The sequence below is a fragment of the Nocardia sp. NPDC059764 genome, assembly GCF_042732555.1.
Lineage (GTDB): Bacteria > Actinomycetota > Actinomycetes > Mycobacteriales > Mycobacteriaceae > Nocardia.
Map to the genome: position 1 here is coordinate 43,913 of NZ_JBHWHH010000017.1, position 18,234 is coordinate 62,146.

Annotated in this window: 14 protein-coding genes; 11 read left to right on the forward strand and 3 right to left on the reverse strand. The window is 69.7% G+C overall.

The features are described 5' to 3' along the window. Nucleotides 1-20: 20 nt before the first annotated feature. From ACFV4K_RS05990 to ACFV4K_RS06000, 3 genes are all read right to left on the reverse strand, one after another. Nucleotides 21-860, reverse strand: coding sequence for a glycosyltransferase family 2 protein (locus tag ACFV4K_RS05990; RefSeq protein ID WP_379272442.1), 840 nt, complete (start codon nucleotides 858-860; stop codon nucleotides 21-23). After that, nucleotides 857-2,248, reverse strand: a complete 1,392-nt coding sequence (locus ACFV4K_RS05995) for a polysaccharide pyruvyl transferase family protein (protein WP_379272443.1) — start codon at nucleotides 2,246-2,248, stop codon at nucleotides 857-859. The genes ACFV4K_RS05990 and ACFV4K_RS05995 overlap by 4 nt, the downstream gene beginning before the upstream one ends. A gap of 145 nt (nucleotides 2,249-2,393) precedes the next feature. Continuing rightward, nucleotides 2,394-4,001 (reverse strand): serine/threonine-protein kinase, encoded by a 1,608-nt coding sequence (locus ACFV4K_RS06000; protein WP_379272444.1) that lies wholly within the window; start codon nucleotides 3,999-4,001, stop codon nucleotides 2,394-2,396. Between the two features lie 337 nt (nucleotides 4,002-4,338). Here ACFV4K_RS06000 and ACFV4K_RS06005 point away from each other — a divergent pair, with 337 nt between their 5' ends. The 11 genes from ACFV4K_RS06005 to ACFV4K_RS06055 all read left to right on the forward strand — a co-directional run bounded on the left by ACFV4K_RS06005 (nucleotide 4,339) and on the right by ACFV4K_RS06055 (nucleotide 18,221). Beyond that, complete coding sequence (locus tag ACFV4K_RS06005) at nucleotides 4,339-5,400, forward strand: glycosyltransferase family 4 protein (protein WP_379272460.1); 1,062 nt, start codon at nucleotides 4,339-4,341, stop codon at nucleotides 5,398-5,400. Then, entirely contained in the window at nucleotides 5,397-6,587 is a 1,191-nt protein-coding gene (locus ACFV4K_RS06010; protein WP_379272445.1) for a glycosyltransferase family 4 protein, read from the forward strand. The genes ACFV4K_RS06005 and ACFV4K_RS06010 overlap by 4 nt, the downstream gene beginning before the upstream one ends. A gap of 445 nt (nucleotides 6,588-7,032) precedes the next feature. After that, the gene (locus tag ACFV4K_RS06015) at nucleotides 7,033-8,316 is read left to right on the forward strand and encodes an oligosaccharide flippase family protein (RefSeq protein ID WP_379272462.1); all 1,284 of its coding nucleotides are present in this window, start codon (nucleotides 7,033-7,035) and stop codon (nucleotides 8,314-8,316) included. After that, the gene (locus ACFV4K_RS06020; protein ID WP_379272446.1) at nucleotides 8,313-9,317 is read left to right on the forward strand and encodes a glycosyltransferase; all 1,005 of its coding nucleotides are present in this window, start codon (nucleotides 8,313-8,315) and stop codon (nucleotides 9,315-9,317) included. The genes ACFV4K_RS06015 and ACFV4K_RS06020 overlap by 4 nt, the downstream gene beginning before the upstream one ends. 86 nt (nucleotides 9,318-9,403) lie before the next feature. Next, nucleotides 9,404-10,780 carry a hypothetical protein gene (locus ACFV4K_RS06025; protein ID WP_379272447.1) on the forward strand — a complete coding sequence of 459 codons (1,377 nt, stop codon included), beginning with the start codon at nucleotides 9,404-9,406 and terminating at the stop codon, nucleotides 10,778-10,780. Next, nucleotides 10,771-12,072, forward strand: coding sequence for a Wzz/FepE/Etk N-terminal domain-containing protein (locus ACFV4K_RS06030; RefSeq protein ID WP_379272449.1), 1,302 nt, complete (start codon nucleotides 10,771-10,773; stop codon nucleotides 12,070-12,072). The genes ACFV4K_RS06025 and ACFV4K_RS06030 overlap by 10 nt, the downstream gene beginning before the upstream one ends. 77 nt (nucleotides 12,073-12,149) lie before the next feature. Then, nucleotides 12,150-13,478 (forward strand): glycosyl hydrolase family 28-related protein, encoded by a 1,329-nt coding sequence (locus ACFV4K_RS06035; RefSeq protein ID WP_379272463.1) that lies wholly within the window; start codon nucleotides 12,150-12,152, stop codon nucleotides 13,476-13,478. Continuing rightward, a complete protein-coding gene (locus tag ACFV4K_RS06040) occupies nucleotides 13,475-14,779 on the forward strand; it encodes a GNAT family N-acetyltransferase (RefSeq protein ID WP_379272450.1) in 1,305 nt (434 codons plus the stop codon). The genes ACFV4K_RS06035 and ACFV4K_RS06040 overlap by 4 nt, the downstream gene beginning before the upstream one ends. Then, on the forward strand, nucleotides 14,772-16,091 hold the full coding sequence (locus ACFV4K_RS06045) for a glutamate-1-semialdehyde 2,1-aminomutase (protein ID WP_379272452.1): 1,320 nt from the start codon (nucleotides 14,772-14,774) through the stop codon (nucleotides 16,089-16,091). Before ACFV4K_RS06040 ends, ACFV4K_RS06045 begins: the two co-directional genes overlap by 8 nt. Before the next feature lie 13 nt (nucleotides 16,092-16,104). Further along, nucleotides 16,105-17,280 (forward strand): glycosyltransferase, encoded by a 1,176-nt coding sequence (locus ACFV4K_RS06050; protein ID WP_379272454.1) that lies wholly within the window; start codon nucleotides 16,105-16,107, stop codon nucleotides 17,278-17,280. A gap of 80 nt (nucleotides 17,281-17,360) precedes the next feature. After that, nucleotides 17,361-18,221, forward strand: coding sequence for an amidohydrolase family protein (locus ACFV4K_RS06055; RefSeq protein WP_379272455.1), 861 nt, complete (start codon nucleotides 17,361-17,363; stop codon nucleotides 18,219-18,221). Nucleotides 18,222-18,234: the final 13 nt, after the last annotated feature.

The following is an 18,234-nucleotide window of genomic DNA, read 5'->3' on the forward strand; positions in this document are numbered from 1 at the left end:
GTCCGCGCACCTCGCCCCGCTCAGTGCAGGAGATCAGGGCGGCGCAGCGCAGTCGCGACAGTGCGCACACGAACGCGTTCGGCGGCGGCGCGGGCCAGCCGCCAGTCCCCGCCGAGCACCGCGCCACGGCCCACGTATTCCGGGTATTCCGACCCCATCCGGTGGTGGAAGCGCAGCATCTCGGTGAGCTTGCTGACCGTCGAAGTCCGGCTGCACAGGTTGAAGCTCGAATTGCGCCAGGCCGCCAGGATTTCCGGCATGCCGAAGAAGTCGCCGAAGGCGCAGACGCGGGCGAACAGGTCCACGTCCATGGGGAAGACCAGGTCGCCGCGGAAGCCGCCGACCCGGTCGAAGTCCTGACGGCGGAACACGGCCGCGGCGGTGGGCCCGAAGTCGGCGGGGCCACGGTGCACGATGGTGCGCATGAGGGCGCGGGCGTCGCGGCGGCCCAGCAGATCGGGCAGACCCAGATCGCTCTCCTCGACGCGGCCGTTCTCGTCGATGACCTGGAATTTCGAGGAGCAGATGGCGATGCCGTTGTCGCCCATGATCTCCAGCTGCTTGTCCAGCGAGCCGGGCAGCAGGATGTCGTCGGCGCAGACGACCTTGACGAAGCGGCCCGAGGTCAGCGAGACGGCTTTGTTCCAGTTCTCGCCGATGGGCAGGGTTTCCTGATTGCGGTGGATGACCACCCGCGGGTCGTCGAAGGATTTCGCGACGGCGCCGGTGTCGTCGGTGCTGGCATTGTCCAGGACGAGGACCTCGATGTCGGTGTCCTGGTCCAGAATCGAGCGCAGCGTGGTCTCCAGGGTGCGGCCGGAATTGTAGGCCGGGACGCACACCGAAAGGTTCTTCATCATTCCCCCTGAACTGGTTCGGCCGGTTCGCCGGGTGAGCCCTCACCTCCCGCCACGAGCCGGAACACCCGATCCAGGCCCGCACGGCCGGCGTCGATCTGCTCAACTGCCTTCTGCTGCAGGGTATCCCGCAGCTCCGGAGCGGACTCCCACAATTGGCGAATCGCACGTGTCAACTCGGCGTCGAGATTATCCACGTCCAGGTGCACGATGCGCAGTCCGGCGGCGGTATCGGCGTCGAACATGTCGGCCAACCCATAGAATTTGTCGTCGTAGTACTGTGAGGCCGTTACAGCCACGGCCGGAATACCCTGGGAGAGCGCGAAAACCGCCAGGTGGTAGGCGCTGGTCACCAGGACCCGGCACCGCGAGACCTGTCGCGCCACGTCCTGGGCGGTGCCCGCGCGGCCGATGACGGGCCGGGTGCGGGCGGCGCCCTCGAGCAGCGGCAGCGTGTGGCGGCGGTCCTCGTCGTCGTATTCGGAGATGATGAGCGGGGCCAGCGCGGTGTTCAGGGCGGCGGCCTCGCGGCGCAGCACCTCGCCGAGAGTGTCGCGGGCCGAGTCGGTCACCTTGGAGTAGTCCGAGATGCGCAGGCACAGGCCCAGATCGGTGCCGATGCCCGGGCGGCGCAGCCGGTAGGAGAACTCCACCGCGTCATCGCCGGTGACCAGGATCTTGTCCTCGGGCACGCCGAGCTCGGCCAGCAGTTTGGGCCCGCGCCGCCCCTCGCGCAGGGCGATGAGATCCGCCCCCGGCAGCACCTCGGCCGCGCGGCGCAGCAGGTCGGCGTCGCGCATGGGGCCCAGCCCCTGCCCGATCATGACGTTCGGAATGCCCTGGCGCTGCGCGGCTTCGAGCAGGTTGAGGGTGCGATGCGCCTGATACAGGTCGACATCGGTCATATAGCCGCCGCCCTGGGCGATGACCAGGTCCGCCCCGGCCAGCGCGGCCGGCACCGGCGGCAGTTCCGGAATGCTGGTCGGTTCGGGCTCGGGCGCTCCGGTGGCGAGCGCGTGAACTTCCTTGCGCGCCCAGTTCTTCACGCCGCGCAGATAGTGTTTGGGCACCTCGGTGGCCGATCGCCAGCGCAGCGCCGCCGGGCCGAGCACGTGCACTCCGGCGGTCTCCTCGAGCCGTCCCGCGAGCCCGTCGCGCCCCCACGACCCGCCCGCGTGCGCCACCACCGGCTCGGCCTGCGGCAGCACCCCGCGCAGGATGTGCGGCTCGTCGGTCAGCATGCCGATGCGGGCGTGCGGCCAGTGTTCCCGCAGTCGTTCCACGGTCATCACCATCATGGCGATGTCACCGCGATTGCGGAGCCAGTACTCGCCGTTGTCCACGAGCACCTTCAACGTCCCGGCACCATCCCCCGCGCCAGAGTTCCCCACGCGATTCCTTCCGACGCCCGTTCCGAGCACGAATCCGGTGCGAATCTATCGCACGACCAGTCCTTCGCGCTACACGAACGCAGGGCCCACGCAACGCGAAATCGATTCGCCCGCAAGATCATAACTGGGCGCACGACCATCTAGGTCAGCTCGGAAACAGGGGGCTGACCCACTTGCCGCACAGCCACTTTCCGTCCACGTAATCCATCGACATGGTGATGTTCTGGTGCTTGGCCTTGTCGGGGGTGTTCTTGGTGGCTGCGGTCAGCTCGGTGATGTCCACCGCCAGCTCGTAATGGGTTCCGCCGCCGGAGGTCACCGTGCACGCCGCGGTGTCGGACCAGGTGTGCTCGGCGTCGTTCTCGAGCAGCAGCCGGATGGTCGGCAACAGCGACTGGGCCTGCGACTTCCACTGGCCGGTCGCGCCCGCGATCACCGTGGCCTGCCAGCCGTCGCCATTGCTGTAGTCGTAGGAGCTCATGAGCTTGCCGTAGTCACAGGCGGCTTGGACCGCGGCCTCCTTGGACGCGGCCGCGGGCACCGGCGTCTGACCGATCGAGCTGCCACCGCCGGTGGCCACGGAACGGAACGCGCCGGTGCCGAATCCGATGCCGACGCCACCCGCCACCGCGAGCGCGACGGCGAAGGCCGCGATCAGCCGCTTGCGACCGCGACTCGAAGCGGGCGCGGCGGGCGCACCCGTCGCGAACCGATGTGGGGCGCCATCCAATTGGTGCGGTCCACTGCCGCCCACGATCGGATAGCGCGGTCCCGACCGCGCACCGAGCTGGGTCGGCATCTGCTCGAACCGCTCCCGCGTCGAACCGGGCTGTCCGATCGGGCTGGGCTGGGTCGTCGCCCCGGTGAAAGTGACGGGAACCTCCTGCCGCACCCACGGCCCGTGCGCCGTGTTGGTGGCGGTCAGCGCCGCCTCGGCCGCGGCGGCCAGTTCACCGCAGCTGCCGAAGCGGTGGTCGCGGTTCTTCGCCAGCGCGCGTTCGATGACCGCGTCGAAGGCCGGGGGCACGGTGCCGTGCACCTGGCTCGGCCGGGGGATCGGCGCGCCCAGGTGGGCCGCGACCAGCTGCGCGGTGCTCTCCCCCGGATACGGCAGCTGTCCGGTGAGCATGTGGAACAGCGTGCAGCCCAACGCGTACACGTCGGCGCGGTGGTCGGTGTCGCCGCGCAGCTCGAACTGTTCGGGGGCGGCGTACTGGAAGCTGGCGTACATCTCACCGGTGCGAGTGAGGGTACTGGTGTGGTCGACCGCCTTGGCGATCCCGAAATCGGCCAGGAAGACCTGCTGTTCGGTCCCCCAGGCCAGCAGGATGTTGGCCGGTTTCACGTCGCGGTGCAGCACTCCCGATCGATGCGCGTGGTCCAGCGCCCGCGCGGTCTCGCCGATGATCCGCACCGCATGGTCGGGCCGCACCGGGCCGTCGCGCAGGATGGCCGCCGCGTCGGTGCCCTCGACGTACTGCATGGCCATCCAGAGCCGGTGGTCGTCGTTGCCGCGCGCGTACACCGCGACGATGTTCGGATGCGACAGCCGCGCGGCGGTATCGGCTTCCCGCAGGAAGCGGGCCCGGACCTCGGGATCGTCGGCCTTGCCCGCGGCCAGCAGTTTCAGTGCGACCGATCGGGGCAGATCGCGGTCCCTGGCGAGGTACACCTCGCCCATTCCGCCGACGCCGAGCAGCCGTTCGATGGTGTACCCCGCGAATACCTGCCCTTGCGCGAGTGTGCGCCCCACAGCCTGCCTCTCCGACCACATCATTCCCGCCGATCACCGTAACCCAGATCCCGTTCGGCGACGCGAGCGTTAATCACCCGGGACGCTCTTCCGGATGGAAGCGAATTGCTTATTCTGTGTCACAACATAATTCGGAATTCGTCCCGGCCCGCTCCGGCGCGACATGATCTTTCTCGCCATACGGACTGGCCAGTCGCATGATTGCCGTTCGTTAACCCTCCTCCACCCTCGGATTGGCATACACTTGCGCTGCAAGGGCGTTCGGATCGGGATGTCGGTCCGAATACGGGTGACGGACCCGGGGGTGAGGGTTGTGACACGGCCCATTCGGGTGTTCATGACGGGGTCGGAGTGGTTCACGGCCGCTCACGGGGGACTGAATCGGTACTTCACCGATCTCTACGAGGCACTCGCCCGCGACAGCGGAATAGCGCTCAGCGCAAAAGCTTTCGGCGAATCCCCGGCCGGGGCGGGCTCCTGGGGACCGACGGGCGGCTCCACCCTCGATCGCGGTCGCACCGCCTTCCTGGATCGGGACGCGCTCACCCGCGACACCGTGATCGACCGGCACTTCTGCCTGTACGGTCCGGCGGCGGTGCGGAACCCGCTGGTGGTCCATTTCCACGGACCGTGGGCCGCCGAGAGCCGCATGGCGGGCGAGGGCCCGCGCGCGGTCCGGGCCAAGTACCTCGTGGAGCGTGTGCGGTACGCCCGCGCCGACCGATTCATCGTGCTGTCCGACCATTTCCGGCGTTTGCTGATCGGCGACTACGGCATCCGGGCGGACAAGGTCCGGGTGATTCCGCCGGGCGTCGATCTGGACCGCTTCACCGCCACCGAGCCGGACGCGAACTCCGGGATCGTGCTGTGCGTGCGGCGGCTGGAGAAGCGCATGGGCATCGACGTCCTGCTCCGCGCCTGGTCCGCGGTCGCCACCCGGCATCCGGACGCGCGGCTGGTGATCGTCGGAACCGGTACGGCCGAGACCGAATTGCGGGAACTGGCGGCGAGCCGGTTCGTCGACGCGACGCACTCCCCCGTCCGGTTCACCGGCACGGTGTCGGACGCGGAGCTCACCGACCTCTACACCCGGGCCGATCTCACCGTGGTGCCGTCACTGGCCCTGGAGGGCTTCGGCCTCATCGCCCTCGAATCCCTCGCCGCCGGACGCCCGCCCGTCGTCTCCGACTGCGGCGGCCTGCCGGACTCGGTCCGGGAGCTCGATCCCTCGCTCATCGTTCCGCCGGGCGATGCCGAAGCGCTCGCGGCCCGGCTGGTCGCGGCCCTGGACGGGGTGCGGCCGGACCCGAAACAGTGTCGCGCCCATGCGGAGACGTTCTCCTGGGCCGTCGCGGCCCGGCGACACCGTGACCTGTATGCGGAGCTCACCGCGCGATGACCCTGAAGGCCGTGTTCCTGGCACACACCGCGGCCCCCTCCGGGGCCGAACTGGCGACCCTGCGCCTGGTCTCGGCCATGCCGGCCGGTCGCACCGCCGTGGTGTACACCGAGGACGGCCCGATGCTGCGGCTGATGGCCGAGCGCGGTATCGAAACCCGCGTCGTGCGCAATGGTTTCGACTCCCGCGCCATGACCATCGACAAGGCCGGGGTCCGCAGCCTGCTGGTCGGCGCGACGGGCCTGCTGCGGCTGGGCTGGACCCTGGGCGTAACCGTGCGCGAACTGGACGCCACGGTTCTGGTCGCGGGCAGCACCAAGGCGATGCTCATGGGCGCGGTGGCCGCGCGCCGGGCCGGGGTGCCGCTGGTATGGCATGTGCACGACCGGGTTTCCCGCGACTACTTCGGCCGCGCGCTGGCGCTGATCATCCGGGTGCTGGGCTGGGTGGTGGCCCGCGGCGTCATCGCCAACAGCCGCGGCACTCTCGCCTCGCTCCACACCTGGCGACGCCGGGCCGTGGTCGCCTACCCGGGCGTCGAATTCCCGGCCGGTGACGAATCAGCGGAGTCCGGGGCCGATTCGGGGATCCTCGGCGACGCCCGCCCGCAGGGTCAGCGTCCCGCCACCGAGACCGTCATCGCCGTGGTCGGCCGTCTCGCCCCGTGGAAGGGCCAGGACCTGTTCCTGCGTGCCCTCGCCGACGCGAAAACCCTGCCGCGCGAGGTGTTCCTGGTCGGCGGCACCTTCTTCGGCGAGCAGTCCTACCGCGCCGAACTCGAGGTGCACGCCACCGCCCTCGGCCTCCCGGTGACCTTCACCGGCCATGTGGACGACCCGGAATCCTATCTGCGCCACGCCGATATCCTCGTGCACTGCTCGGTGCTGCCCGAACCGTTCGGGCAGGTCGTGGTCGAGGGCATGCGGGCGGGCTGCGCCGTCATCGCGACCCGGCCGGGCGGCCCGGAGGAGATCGTCGACCCGGGCGTGAACGGCCTGCTGGTGACCGCCGGGAACCGCGCCGAACTCACCCGCGCCCTGAACCGCCTGATCGCCGATCAGGAACTGCGCACCAAACTGGCCGACGCCGCGCGACTGCGCGCGCGGGACTTCGACGTGGCCGCCTCGGGCCGGACCGTCACCGATTTCCTGACCGGTTTGCCCGGAAAGCGGTGGCGTCGTGGATGATCCGACCGACCCGTTCCCCTACGACCCGCCCACCGTGCAGATGGAGAGCCTCGGCACGCTGGGCAAGTTGCGGCAACGCCGCCACCTGCGGCACCGCATCCCCGAAGTCGACCAGCAGGCCACCGCCTTCGAACACGACGAATCACGCCGCGACCACGGCCCGGCCGCGCACCGGCCCGCCCACCCGGCCGGATTCGACCGCGGGCCCGCGTTCGGCCGTCCATCGTTCGAGGAGACTCGCGCCGCCCGCTACGCGGCCCCCTCCCGGGGACCGGTGCTCCCCACCTTCTATGGCGACCCCATCGAACCGCCGACCGTCCGGCTGCCCGTCATCGTCCCGCAGCGCGACGCGTCGGGCGCGTACCGCCCCGCCGACGGCGAATCCGATTTCGTCGCAGATCATTCCGCCGACACCGGTAAACACCGCAAACAACCGTCCTCAGGCCTGGGCGGCATCGGCGGGATCATCCGCGACATCGGCCTGGTGACCTTCGGCAAGTACGGCCAATACGTCATCACCCTGGTCACCGTCCCGCTGCTGGCCCGCATGCTCGGCCCGCATGGCACCGGCCTGCTGGCCATCGGCATGTCCTCGTACTTCATCGGCTCCCTGGTGGTCGACCTCGGCGTCACCTCGTTCCTGGCCGCCAAGGTCCCCGAGGACGATCCGGGCCACCGCGAAGTGAACCGGCTGCGTGGCACCTATCTCGCCATCCGGGCCACCACCCTGACCCTCATCGGCGCGGCCCTGCTGGCCACCATGACCGTCGGGGTCTCCCCCAAACTGCACATGGTGCTGCTGGGGCTGTTCGCCGGCGGCTTCTGGTCGGTGTCGGAGGACTGGCTGCTGATCGGCCAGGGCAGGTTCGGGACCTCCACCATGTATCAGGGCGTGGGGCGCATCGGCTATCTGGCACTGCTGGTCGGGCTGCTACCCCGCTTCCCGAGCGCATCCATGGCCGTGCTGTGCCTGCTCATCTCCTCGATCGCCACCGTGTCGCTGACCTGGTGGGATTCCTTCCGCAGGTTCGGCCCGCCCGCCCGGCCCTATGGCGTGAAGGCCGTACTGCGCATGGCCGCACCGATTTTCACCTCCCGGCTACTGGTCACCGGTTACGGCCAGGGGTCGGCCGCCGTCTACGGCGCGGTGCTCGAGGCGGCCTCGCTGGGCCTGTACTCCGCGGGCGACCGCTTGGTCCGCGCCATCCAGTCCACCCTGGACCCGATCGGTTTCGCCCTGCTGCCGCGCATGGCCCGGCGCAGCGGCGACGATCAGTTCTGGCGCAATCAGATTCAGATGATCGTCGGCTGCGTGACCCTGGCCTGCCTGGCGGTGGTCGCGGTCTGGATCATGGCGCCGACCCTGATCCACCTGATCTACACCGACGACTTCACCGGCGCGATCTCGCTGCTGCGCGTGGAGATCCTCATTCTGCCCGCCACCACCATCACCTCGTATGTGACCACCGCGGTGCTGCCGGTCAAGGAAGACACCATGGGCGTGCTGATCGGCGCGATCATCGGCACCTGCGTCGCGGCGACGGCCTTGGTGGTGGCCATGCGGACCGGCTCGGTATGGAGCCTGGTCTATGGCACCGTTTCCGCGGAATTCGGTGTCGCGCTGTGGTACATCATCCGGGTGCGCTGGCTCATGGTCCGGGAACGGACCCGGCGGGACGGGCCGATCGAACCGGCCACCGCATTGCTGACCAAGGGGGATGTGGCGTGAAGGTGCTCTTCGTCGGGGATGACTGGGTGGGCAGCAACGCGCGCTCGCTCGCCGACGGATTCCGGCAGGCCGGACACGAGGTGGTCGTCATCGACACCACCGCGGTGACGCTGCCCGCACGGCTGTCGCCGCCGTGGGTGTACTCGAAGTTCGCGCACCGCCGCGCCCCCTGGGATGTCGAGGCCCTGCACCGCGAGATCGACAGCGCCGCACAGGCATTCGCGCCGGACATGCTGTTCGCGTTCAAGTCCGTGCACCTGGATCAGCAGCGGCTGCTCACGGCCCGCGCCGGCCTGCATGTGCACTACAGCCCCGACGACGTCTCCAATCCGTACAACACCAGCCCGGAGTACCTGACACACGAGGCCGAATGGGACCTCATCGTCACCACCAAATGGCACAACGTCCCCGAGCTCACCGCGCGCGGCGCGCAGAACGTGAAATTCGTTCGTAGTGCTTATGATCCGGCGCTGCACCACATCACCGCCCGCCGCACCGTGCGTCCATATTTGCTCGGCTTCATCGGCGCGGTCCGGCCCGATCGTGAAGGCCTCCTGGTATCCCTGGCCCGCGAACATCACGGGGACATGCTGCTGCGCGGCCCCGGCTGGCGACGGGTGCGCGCACTGTGGCAGACCGGCGCGGACGTCGGCGGCGCGGTCTACGGCGAGCACTTCTCAGCGGCCGTCGCGGCGGTCACCGCGAACCTGGTGCTGCTGAACTCCGACAACCGCGACACCCATACCTGCCGCACCTTCGAAGTTCCCGCCGCCGGTGGGCTTTTCGTCGGCGAGCGCACCGACGAGCACGCCGAACTGCTCCAGGACGACGCCGAGTGCTACCTGTTCTCCGGCCCCGCCGAACTGCGCGAGATCCTGCGCCGCTGCACCAAGTACCCCGAGCAGGCCGCCAAGGTCGCCGAGGCCGGGCACCACCGGATCATCTCGGGCGCGCACAGCTACGCCGACCGCGCCCGCGAGATCGTCGACGCCCTGGTATGAACCGCGCGGTCTCGGCGAAAAAGACCTTCCCGCAAGCGGGTAACGACGTGGCACGCCCGGCGACATAAGGGGGTGATGGGAGAGTGATGGCCTCCGCTCAGTTCGCCGTATTCCTGGTCGCCGCCGCGCTGGCGACAATCGTCGTGGCCGCGATGTTCCTGCCCGGGGTGGCCCGGGTGTTCCTCATCGCGCAGACCGCGCACTGGTCGCTGTCGTTCATCGCGCGGCCGGTGGTGCTGCTGTGGGTCAAACCCGTGCCTGGCTTCGGCGACAATGTGCCCGATCCGCGGCTGTACGAGTACGGCTATGACGACGGCATCGCCGCGGTGCTACAGCCGGTGATCTTCGGCCTGTGGTTCTACGCGGGCCTGATCATCGCCTACGTCCTGTGGGTGCGGTCGCGGCCGCCGCGGAACCCGCCGCGCACAGCGCCTTTCGCGGGCGACCCGGTCTTCACCCAGACCCTGTTCCTGCTCTACGGCATCGGCACCCTGGGCCGGCTGGCCGCCTACGCCACCGGCTCCACCGGCAAGGCCGGTGAACTGGAGAGCCCCAACCCGCTGATCAACCTGGTCACCATTCTGGCCACCCTGGGCGCGGTCGGCCTGATCGTGTTCTTCCGCAGCGGCTCCGGTCGCACCACACTGCTGGTGGTCGGCGCGCTCGTCGGCGGTGAACTGCTGTGGACCGCGACCGTGCAGTCCAAGACGCCGATCATGGGCGCGGCCCTGGCCATCGCCGTGCGCTTCGCCATGACCGGCTGGACCCGCCGCACTGTGATCGGCGTGCTGAGCATCATCGCCCTGGCGCTGGGCGGGTTCGGCTGGCTACAGTCGCTCAAGACCGATTCCGCCGCCAAAGCCGAAGCGGCGCAAGTGGATGCGCAGTATCCGACGGTGGTGCACCCGTTCCTGAGCATGCTGCGCCGCTTCGATCTGCTCGAGGCCGCCACCGACGCCTGGTTCGCGGGCCCCCACTCGTGGCTCACGCCGCAGCAGGTGGCGGTGCACGCCTTCCAGAGTCTCATCCCCACCCAGCTGCTGGGCGCGGAGAAGTTCCGCTCCGGCGCGGCCTGGGCCGAGCAGGTGCGCGGCGGGTCGGTGGACATGTCGACGGTGGAGGTGTCGCTGGCCGAGGGCAATATCAACGAGGGCTATGTGCTGGGCGGCTACATCGGGGTTGCGGTGGGGGTCACCATCACGTTCGTGCTGCTGCTGATCTGGATCCGGGCCCTGTACAGCAAGTACCTGGCCATGGCCATTCTCGGCTTGTCGGTGATCGAGGTGCCGGTGCTGTTCGAGCGCGGCATCCTCGGCACCGTCGAGATGCTCGGCAAATACCTGCAGGCCGTGGTGCTGGCCTGGACGGCGTATCTGGTAGTTGGTGAATTCCGAAGACGAGTGGAGCAGCCGCCGGGGGCCGGCGTTCCATCCGGGAAAACGAGGACAGCGCAATGGGTTTGATCGACTACTGGCGACTGCTTCGGCGGCGCTGGCCGATAATCGTTGCCGCGGTGGTGATCTGCACGGGGGCGGCCTACGGCTACGCGAGCACCCTGCCGACCGAGTACACGGCGACGAGTACGGTGTACGTGTCCATGGCGACCGGAACCTCGGTCAACGACTCCTATCAGGGCGGGCTGGCCGCGCAGCAGCGGGTGCGCTCGTATGTCGACCTGGCCAATTCCGTCACCGTCGCCACCTTCGTCCACGACCAGCTGGGCCTGAAGGCGTCGGTGAACGACTTGCGCGGTCGCATCTCCGCGGTCTCGCCGCCGGCCACCACGATCATCGTCATCACGGTGAAGGACTCCACCGCGGCCGGGGCGCGCACCCTGGCCGACGAGGTGGTCTCCCAGTTCCGGGCGCTGGTCTCGCGGCTCGAGGTCACCCAGACCGACGCCGCGCCCGCCGCCCGCGCCGAGGTGATCGACAAGGCGCAGACCCCGACCCAGCCCAGCGCCCCGCAGAAGACGCGCTTCTACATCCTCGGCGTGCTGGCCGGGCTGATGCTGGGCCTGGGCGCGGCGGTGGTGCGTGACAAACTCGACAAGCGAGTGCGCACGTCCACCGAGCTGGAAGCCTTTCTCCCGGTGCCGATCCTGGGCATCGTGGACGACGGGCGGCCCGGCGCGGCCGGGGAGCTGCGGCGGCTGCGAACCCGGCTCACCGAGGATCCCGAACTGGTGAGTCTGCTGCTGACCTCGCTCTCCCCGCATTCGGAACCGGACGTGTCGATCGGCCTGGCCCGCACCTTCGCCGACACCGGCGCGCGGGTGGTGCTGGTCGACGCCGACACCACCGGGCACGGCTCCACCCGGCGCACGCCCGCGGCCGCGGCGGCCGGGCTCTCGGAACTGTTGCGCAGCAACGGGAATCCCTCGGCTGCCGTCATGCCCTGGCCCGAGGTGGGGATCAATGTGCTGCCGCTGGGCGGCGTGGATTTCCGCACCCCCGACCTGCTCGACTCGGAGCGGTTCGCCGACATCATGTCCAAGCTGCGCAGCGAGTTCGACCACATCGTCGTGGAGTGCGCGCCGGTCACCGCGGCGGCCGACGCCATCGCGCTGGCGCGGCGCTGTGACGGCACCATCGGCGTCATCGAACTCGGTCAGACCACCTCCAATCAGGTACGCGGCGCGGTGGCCACCTTCGGCCTCGACAACAAGCGGATGATCGGGACCGTGGTGTTCTCGCGACCGCACAAGAGCGTCGGCGAGCTGGTCCGGCATCCCCTCGATCTGGTGAAGCGGTGATCGAGGGCGGCGGGGGGACGGACCAGTCGGGCGCGGACGGCGAGGCGAATACCAGCAGTGGCGTGCGGCGCCGGCGCATGCTCATGGCCGGGCTGGGGGCCGCGGCCATCCTGCCGGTGGCGGCGGCGTGCTCGAGCGGGGATTCCGGGGACGGCACCGAGTTCCGGTCCCCGCACGTCACCGATCAACCCTCGGCCCGCAATGTGAAGGACTTCGGCGCGGTCGGGGACGGGAAGGCCGACGACACCGAGGCTTTCGAGAAGGCCGCCGCGGTGAGCGGACGGCCGCTGGTGCTCTACATTCCGGCCGGTCAATATGTGCTCACCCGTTTCCCGGCACTGTCGGACTACGCGACGGTGCTGGGCGACGGCGCGGATGTCACCACCATCAACTACGACGGCGATGACACCTTCATCGCGCTGCAGCGCAAGCAGCGAGTCCGCTTCTCCCGCCTCGGTTTCTACTTCTCGGGCGCGAAGGTGACCGCCGTGCGGCTGTCGGAGTGCTTCCGCTGCACCTTCGACTCGGTGGTGCTGCGCGGCAATCACCTCAGCGACAACGCGCCCCGGTTCCAGGAGCAGCGGGGGCTGGTGCTGGACCGCAATACCGGCGGCACCACCGTCATCAACTCCGACATCAACAATTTCGGCTACGGCATCGTCACCTCCTGCATCCAAAACTATGTGACGTCGTCGAAGCTCACCAACAATCGCATCGGCGTGCTGGGCACCGGCGGCGACCACAATGCCGGATTGGCCATGGCCAATGTGGAATTCGTCTCCGACAACGACCCCCGCACCACCGACAAGCACGTGTTCGTCGACGGCCCGGCCAATGACTGGTGGCTGACCAATGTGTGGTTCGAGGGGGCCGACACCGCGCTCGCCATCGGCGGCCCGGCCGGCGGGCCCGCCCAGTTCGGTCTGGTCAACTGCAAGGTGGCCGCGCGCAAGGTGTGCCTGGACCTGATCCGCTGCCGCCAGCCGTATCTGGCCAATGTGCAGTTCGATCCGGATCTGGACGCGCCGCCGATCGAGGTGCGGGTCGATCCCAAGGGCGTGGCCGAGGGCACCGCCATCAATCTGATCTCCGGGTCGTTCGAGGACGTGGACCCCAAGTCCTTCCCCGACGGCTGGCACGTGATCGGGCGCGGGGCGATCCACGGGGCGCGCTTCGCCGGAACCACGGTGGCGCAGGCCTTCCAGCCCGGCACCGACATCTTCCAGGTCCAGGACCGCGACGGCACGGTGCTGTCGGCCGTATTGAACAGTGGGGCTTATCTTTCCGATCGCAGCGAAGGGGGAATCGTGTTGAAGGATTCGGCCGGGGTGTACTGGCGGATGTCGGTGGGGACCGACGGCGCGGTCAAGACCACGTCGCTGGGAAAGCAGCGGCCACACTCGTGAGCGGGCAGCCGACAGCACTGCGCCTGGGACCGGCGCGACTACACGGCAGCACCCTGCTGCTGCGGCTGCCGCGCTACACCGACTTCCCGCAGTGGCGGGCGCTCCGGCTGCGGGATCGCGCCTTCCTGGAACCGTTCTGGCACACCTCGCCGCTGCGCTGGGCCGAACGACACACCGAGAAGGCCTGGGTGCGTGAATGTCTGGAGGCGGCCACCAATGCCCGCACCGGGCATCGCGTGGCCACTGTGATCGAGATCGACGGGCGCTTCGCCGGGCAGGTGGAGATCGGCAATATCGACGATCGGGCCAAGCAGGGCGAGATGGGCATCTGGATCGACGCGCGGCTGGGGCGGCACGGCTTCGGCGGCATCGCGGCGGGCCTGATCCTCGACTTCGCCTTCGACGCACTCGGTCTGGAGCGCGTGAACGCGCCCATCTCGCCGGGGAACGCGGCCGCCACCAGTGGCGCGGTGCAGATCGGGTTCGTGCGGGAGGGCCGGATGCGGCTGCACTTCGACGTCGGCGGGGCGCGGGCCGATCACGATCTGTGGTCGATGACGCGGGCGGAGATCCCGCCCAAGGGGTTCACCGAGATGTGGACCGAACGGACCCTCGAACACCGCACCCCGCCCGCGCCGCCCTGCAAGCCCGAAGACGCTCTGCCCAACCCGGTAATGCCCGACGCCGCAATGGTTTTCGGCGTCCAAGCCCGCTATCGCGCCGGGCAGGTGTGGCGGGCCGCGCAGCGGCTGGTGCCCGCCCGGCCGGTGACCTTGCGGCTGCCCGGTCACGACGGGATGGTGCTTCGCTCCGCGCGGCCCGCCGACGGCCCGATACGGGCCGCGGCAGTGCGTAACGCGGGACCCGTGGCTGCCGACGGAATCGGTAGCAGCGGAACGGCGTGGCTACGCGAAATCGCCCTCAGCGCAGCGGGTGTCCGCTCCCCCGCCGGTCTGCTGTTCGTCCTCGACATCGCGGGCGCCTACGCCGGCACCGCCCGGCTGTTCGACCTCGACCTGTTCGATCGCAATGCCCGGATCCAGTTGTGGACCGATCCCGCCCGCGCCGACGACGCCGTGCGCACGGCAGCCACCCGGGCACTGCTGGGCTACGCCTTCGACCGGCTCGGACTGTTCCGGGTCAGTACGGCCGTGGCGGCCGGAGACACCGCGTCCGCCGCCGTCGCCGCCGATGCGGGCCTGCACAAGGAGGGAACCATGCGCAGTTACACCGGACTCGACGGACACCGCGGCGACCACGATCTGTGGGCCATCACCGCCGGGGGTGATCACCATGCGTGACTACCGGCGCAGCACGGCGATGCAGGCGCGCCTGCACGAACTGGTGCCGGGCGGCGCGCACACCTACGCCCGCGGCGCGGACCAGTATCCCGAGGACATGGCCCCGATCCTGGTGCGCGGCAACGGCGCCAGGGTCTGGGACGCCGACGGCAACGAGTACGTCGAATACGGCATGGGCCTGCGCTCGGTGACCCTGGGCCACGGCTTCGCGCCGGTGGTCGAGGCGGTGGCGCGGACCATCGCCGACGGCGTCAACTTCTCGCGGCCCACCGAACTGGAACTGGCGGCGGCCGAGGACTTCCTGAGCCTGGTGCCGGGTGCGGACATGGTGAAGTTCGCCAAGAACGGCTCCGACACGACCACGGCGGCCGTGCGGCTGGCGCGCGCGGCAACCGGGCGGGAGAAGGTCGCGATCTGCGATCAGCCGTTCTTCTCGGTGGACGACTGGTTCATCGGAATGACGGAGATGAACGCGGGGATCCCGGCGGCTCCGACCGTGAAGTTCCGGTACAACGACCTGGAATCGCTGGAAGCCGTGCTGCGCGGCGAGGACGTCGCGTGCGTGATCCTCGAACAGGCCACGGCCCTGGCCGATCCCGCGCCGGGCTTCCTCGAAAGCGTGCGCGCCCTGTGCGACGGGTACGGCTGCCTGCTGATCTTCGACGAGATGATCACCGGGTTCCGTTGGTCGGCCGGTGGGGCGCAACAGCTCTACGGCGTGGTGCCGGACCTGTCGTGCTGGGGCAAGGCCATGGCCAACGGCTTCCCGCTCTCGGCGCTGGCCGGGAAACGCGAATACATGGAACTGGGCGGCCTGCGCACCGACGCGGACCGGGTGTTCCTGCTGTCCACCACGCACGGGCCGGAAACCGCGTCGCTGGCGGCCTTCCGGGCCGTCGTCCAGGCCTACCGCGACGGTGATCCGGTGGCGCGCATGGAGGCATCCGGCCGCCGGCTGGCCGCCGGCGTGAACGCCATCGCCGCCGATCTGGGCATCGCCGACCATCTGGAGGTGGCGGGCCGGTCGTCGTGCCTGGTGTTCCTCACCCGCGACCCGGAAGGCGTTCCGTCCCAGCCGTTCCGGACGCTGTTCCTGCAGGAGCTGCTGGATCGCGGGGTGCTGGGCCAGTCGTTCGTGAACTCGGCCGCCCACACCGACGCCGATATCGACCACACCGTCGACGCCTGCCAGTCGGCGGCCAAGACCTACCGCAAGGCGCTCGAGCAGGGCACGGTCGCGGGGCTGCTCGCCGGGCGGCCGGTGGCTCCGGCGTTGCGGCGCACGGCCGCACCGCGCCGGCTCGCGGATTGATCGAGGAGTTCTCATGTCGGCACCCCGAATCGCGCTGGTCCACGAACGCTTCACCGAATACGGCGGCTCCGAGGCGGTGGTCGCGGAGTTCATGAAGACCTGGCCCGGCGCACCGGTTTTCGCGCCCATCACCGACCCGCGGTGCACGCGCACGCTGTTGGAGGCCGCGGGACTGAGCCCGGAGACTCCCTCCGGTGGGCCAGGGGCCATGTCCTCACCGGCGAGCGAGCTGGTGCGCGACACCTGGCTGTCGCGCGCGTACGCTGCCAGTGGACGCCGCTCGCACGCCCCGCTGCTCCCGTTCGCGCCGAGGGCCTTTCGCACCCTCCCCCTCGAAGACGCCTACGACGCGGTCGTGGTGAGCCACCATGCCTTCGCGACCCAGGCTGCCTTCGCCACCACCGCACCGGTCATCGCCTACGTGCACAGTCCGGCCCGCTGGGCCTGGGACAGCGCGTTCCGGGCCCGCGAGGCGGGCGGCCGGGCCGGGCAGGCCGCGCTGACCGGACTGGGCGCACTGGCCCGGCGCAACGAACTACGGGCCGCGCCCCGGCTCGCGCACGTGGTCGCCAATTCCCAGGCGGTCGCCGATCGGGTCCGCGACTGGTGGGGTCTGCCCGCGTCGGTGGTGAATCCGCCCGTGCGCGTTGCCCGTTTCGCCCCCGATCCGAGTATCGAGCGCGAGGACTTCTTCCTCTTCGCGGGCCGCCTGGTGCCCTACAAGCGACCCGACCTCGCCATCGCGGCCGCCCAGCGCGCCGGGGTGCGGCTGGTCATCCTCGGCGGCGGCCGCTACCGCCAGCAGCCCGAGGCGATGGCGGGCCCGGAGACCACCTTCCTGGGCGCGGCCTCCGACGACGTCCTGGTCGACATGTACCGGCGCTGCCGCGCGCTGCTCATGCCGGGCGTGGAGGATTTCGGCATCGTCCCGGTGGAGGCCATGGCCTGCGGTGCGCCGGTGCTCGCGGTCGGCGCGGGCGGCGCGCTGGATACCGTGGTGCCCGGCATCTCCGGCGAGCACATCCCGGCCGGTACCGACGCGGAGGTGACCGACGGATTCGCGCGCGCCATGCGCGATTTCGACCCGGCCGCCTATCATGCCGACACCATCCGCAAGCATGCCGCGACGTTCTCCCCGGAGGCGTTCCGCACCCGAATCGCCGACATTGTGTCGCGCAATTCCCGCTGACCGACTATTCATGGATCTGCAACAGCCATCGCGCTCGATAGCGTCAGCGGCGGCGTCATCATGGTCCAGGAGTAGCGAACATGCCCACCGTCCCCCTCGTCGATGCCCACATGCACCTGTGGGACACCAGCGCACACGCCTGGTACCCGAGTTTGGCGAGGTTCGTCGATGCCGGAAAACCCGAGATCGCGCAGAACTTTCTACCGGCCGACTTCGATCGCGGCCTCGGCGACATCCGGGTGGACGGGCTGGTGCACGTGTCCGCGACCACGGCGCCGCACGCGTATCTGGCCGAAACCCGGTGGGCCGACGGCATCGCCGACGCCGACCCGCGGCCGTTCGCCCTGGTCGGCGGGATCGACCCGACCCTGCCCAAGGACGAGCTGATCGACCACCTCGACCAGCAGGCCCGCACCCCGCGGCTGCGCGGCATCCGGGCCTTCGCCGGGCTGTCGCCGAACACGCCCGCCGCCGACACCATCGCGGGCTGGCTGCAGGAGCACGACGCGGTCTTCGACCTGGTCGCCCAGCCCGACGAGATCCTGGACTGGATCGACTTCCTGGCCGGCTACCCCGATCTGCGGGTGGTGCTCGAACATCTGGGCTTCCCTCAGGGCCGGTCCTCCGAGGCCCGCACCGCCTGGCACAACGCGATCTCCCTGGCCGCCAAGGAGACCCAGTGGCTGTGCAAACTGTCCGGGTTCGGGCTGATCTGCCGGGACCTGTCCTGGCCGACGGTCGAGTACTGGCTGGAATCGAGTGTGGCGCTGTGGGGCTGGCGGCGACTGATGTTCGCCTCCAACATGCCGGTGGACTCGATGGCGGGGACCTACACCGAGCTGGTCACCACCATCGATCAGGCCGTCACCACCGATGCCACCGAGCAGGAGGCGGAGTACTTCTACCGCACCAACGCCCTGGACACCTACCGGCCGCAGTAGACCCGGAGTCGAC

Coding starts and splice junctions, on each gene's coding strand:
- ACFV4K_RS06035 (WP_379272463.1), top strand. CDS start 12,150: ATGCTCATGGCCGGGCTGGGGGCCGCGGCCATCCTGCCGGTGGCGGCG.
- ACFV4K_RS06045 (WP_379272452.1), top strand. CDS start 14,772: ATGCGTGACTACCGGCGCAGCACGGCGATGCAGGCGCGCCTGCACGAA.
- ACFV4K_RS06010 (WP_379272445.1), top strand. CDS start 5,397: ATGACCCTGAAGGCCGTGTTCCTGGCACACACCGCGGCCCCCTCCGGG.
- ACFV4K_RS06055 (WP_379272455.1), top strand. CDS start 17,361: ATGCCCACCGTCCCCCTCGTCGATGCCCACATGCACCTGTGGGACACC.
- ACFV4K_RS06005 (WP_379272460.1), top strand. CDS start 4,339: ATGACGGGGTCGGAGTGGTTCACGGCCGCTCACGGGGGACTGAATCGG.
- ACFV4K_RS05990 (WP_379272442.1), bottom strand. CDS start 860: ATGATGAAGAACCTTTCGGTGTGCGTCCCGGCCTACAATTCCGGCCGC.
- ACFV4K_RS06025 (WP_379272447.1), top strand. CDS start 9,404: ATGGCCTCCGCTCAGTTCGCCGTATTCCTGGTCGCCGCCGCGCTGGCG.
- ACFV4K_RS06030 (WP_379272449.1), top strand. CDS start 10,771: ATGGGTTTGATCGACTACTGGCGACTGCTTCGGCGGCGCTGGCCGATA.
- ACFV4K_RS06050 (WP_379272454.1), top strand. CDS start 16,105: ATGTCGGCACCCCGAATCGCGCTGGTCCACGAACGCTTCACCGAATAC.